This window comes from Rhizobium sp. SEMIA 4085, assembly GCF_013004495.1.
GTDB classification, from domain to species: Bacteria; Pseudomonadota; Alphaproteobacteria; order Rhizobiales; family Rhizobiaceae; genus Rhizobium; species Rhizobium gallicum.
The window spans coordinates 1-2820 of record NZ_JABEPH010000541.1 but is presented as its reverse complement, the minus strand read 5'-3'; the positions used below and the strand labels follow the sequence as shown (position 1 = coordinate 2820).

3 protein-coding genes are annotated in these 2820 nt (G+C 57.5%); all 3 read left to right on the top strand.

The window, feature by feature from the left end; genetic code table 11:
- Nucleotides 1-18 precede the first annotated feature (18 nt).
- The 3 genes from C9413_RS30615 to C9413_RS30605 all read left to right on the top strand — a co-directional run bounded on the left by C9413_RS30615 (nt 19) and on the right by C9413_RS30605 (nt 2405).
- On the top strand, nt 19-834 hold the full coding sequence (locus C9413_RS30615; protein WP_348648817.1) for an SGNH hydrolase domain-containing protein: 816 nt from the start codon (nt 19-21) through the stop codon (nt 832-834).
- An 86-nt stretch (nt 835-920) separates the two neighbouring features.
- Complete coding sequence (locus tag C9413_RS30610) at nt 921-1196, top strand: acyl carrier protein (RefSeq protein WP_040114184.1); 276 nt, start codon at nt 921-923, stop codon at nt 1194-1196.
- The gene (locus tag C9413_RS30605) at nt 1197-2405 is read left to right on the top strand and encodes a beta-ketoacyl-[acyl-carrier-protein] synthase family protein (RefSeq protein ID WP_040114185.1); all 1209 of its coding nucleotides are present in this window, start codon (nt 1197-1199) and stop codon (nt 2403-2405) included.
- Nucleotides 2406-2820: the final 415 nt, after the last annotated feature.

Sequence of the window (2820 nt, the reverse complement as noted above, 5' to 3'; positions counted from 1 at the left end):
CGGCGGATAACCTGCGACGTGCGAAGCGCATGTACTTCCACCCCCGGACCCCCCCCACAGGAAATCCCGAAGAACTGCCAGACAACAAACGGCCCCGAATTGCTGTGTGGGGACGATTCATTTGCCATGGCACGGGTTCCCGGTGTGCCCCCGACAGTCGGAGAGGCGGGACGGGCTCTCCTCACGATGAGCGGATGCTTCCCCGCCATTGGCATTGCTGCATTCTCGAAGGCGTCAGCGTCGCCCTATTCCCATGCCTTCGGCGAGGACTGTATTCGTTTCAATGACAGTGTTTTGGCTATCCTGAAAAATCGACCGGAGATCAGGACGGTTGCCATTTCAAGCCCTTTTGATGCCCCTGTATCGAGCGAATTTGTGCTGCTTAAGAGGAGCGGTGATACTTTCACGGAGAACGAGGTCTCTCTGGATGTAGCCGTCGAGGGCATCAAGGCTCTCGTCGAAGCCGTTCGAGCCCTGGGCAAGCGAGTGGTTGTTGTTACTCCTCCGCCAGTCGCAAGTTTCGATATCGGCGATTGCCTTGAGCGAAAGGCACGGGGAAGCGTTATTCTCGGGCGCTACAGCGACTGTAAAATATATGTCAGCGAATACCGCCGGTTCCGATCCCGCACTCTCGAGCTGTTGAACCAAGTGGCCTTGAAGGCTGGCGTAGAGGTGGTTTCTTACCACGACTTTCTCTGCGACGACACAACATGCAGGACCGAGATCGACGGCAAATTCCTTTACCGAGATAGCGGTCACCTTTCCTATGAAGGATCAGAGACCATCGCTCGTCAGACAAAACTTGCTCAAAGGCTGATCAGCGCTGCTCGTTAAAGCATGTTGGCAAATGGAAATCCTTCCAGTGACGAGGGAATGTAGTGCGCACCCTGGCGCCGAAACAAAAACCGATAGGAGACAAGATGCCAGATCAAATCGCAGATAACGTCATCGCCATGATCAAGAAAAGCGCCGCATCTAACGGCGCCGATTCCGCCTTGGGCCATGACGAAATAACAGCTGCAACCGAACTGACGTCGCTAGGGATCGATTCATTGGGACTGGCAGATATCCTCTGGGACATCGAGGAGGCCTACGGCATCAAGATCGAGGTTAGCACAGTCGATGACTGGTCAAATCTCCAGAGTGTCGGCGATCTGGTTGAAGCCGTCCGCGGCTTGGCCGCTAAGGAGGTTTGAATGGAAAGGCGTGTCGTCATTACCGGAATTGGTGGGCTGTGCGGGCTAGGAACCGACGCCGCCTCCATCTGGAAAGCAATGCGTGAAGGACGTTCGGCTATCGGACCCATCGCCAATTCAGAACTTCATGAGTTGAAAGGCATGATCGGCGCCGAAATCAAGGCGTTGCCGGAGCATGACATTAACCGCAAGCAATTAGTCTCCATGGACCGCTTCAGCTTACTCGCGGTGATTGCCGCACGCGAAGCCGCAAGACAGGCCGAACTCTCCATTGATGAAGGAAACACCTATCGCATCGGCGCAACAGTGGGCGTCGGCGTCTGTGGCTGGGATGCGATTGAAGAAAACTACCGTGCTATGCTTTTGAACGGCGCGAAGCGCGCTGCCATCCTCACTGCACCTAAGGTTATGCCGAGTGCGGCTTGCGCTCAGGTCAGCATGAGCCTCGGCTTGCGCGGGCCGGTCTTCGGCGTCACGTCCGCTTGTGCCTCGGCCAACCATGCGATCGCTTCGGCGGTGGATCAGATTAGACTTGGCCGTGCTGACGTAATGCTCGCCGGCGGCAGCGATGCGCCGCTTGTGTGGGGCGTGCTGAAGTCATGGGAAGCACTGCGCGTACTTTCACCGGATACCTGCCGGCCCTTCTCGGCTGACAGGAAGGGGGTGGTGTTGGGTGAGGGTGCGGGCATGGCCGTGCTGGAAAGCTATCAGCATGCCGCACGGCGCGGTGCCACAATTCTTGCTGAGATCGCCGGTGCTGGCCTCTCCGCTGATGCGTTCGACATCGTCGCGCCTGAGGTCGAAGGGCCGGAGGCGGCGATGCGCGCCTGCCTTTCTGATGCCGGGCTGAATGCCGAGGATGTGGACTACCTAAACGCGCATGGCACTGCCACCAGGGCCAACGATCAGATCGAAACTGCGGCGATCAAGCGCGTCTTCCGTCATCATGCCCACTCAATGTCCGTCTCTTCCACCAAGTCCGTTCACGCGCATTGCCTCGGCGCAGCGAGCGCCCTCGAAATGATCGCCTGTGTGATGGCGATCCGCGAGGGCGTCGTGCCGCCGACCGCAAACTATCGTGAGCCAGACCCCGATTGCGACCTCGACGTTACTCCCAATGAGCCGCGCGAGCGCAAGATACGCGTAGCGCTGAGCAACGCTTTTGCCATGGGCGGCACGAACGCAGTTGTGGCATTCAAGCTGGTATAGCAGGACAGACGCTTCACCGTCTGACTTTTAATATGCCATGCTTAACTCCAATCCTGGTAAACCGACCGATGGCTGCCGCGCTCATGGCCGGGCGATTTGGGCCATGCCTTTACACTTCCTGGCGGAAGCACGGCATCGCTCTCGCATCTCTTGACGGCTTCTTCCCGAACGGTTTCCACGGCTTCGTTGCCGGTTTCCAGATTGCGGCGTTTGTTTTGACTCGTTGAAATGACCGCCGCTGAGAAGACGCGGTCCGCAGCAACCTGCCAAAGGTGATCCATTCGATTCCGGCCCGCGTCGCGCTAACGCGCCAGAGCGGTTAACAGTGTCACACCTTCGACAATGTCGGAAACAGGTCAAGACACATGGCGGTCATCTCATTGTTTTAAAATGATGTTCTTGGTCTGGCACGGAT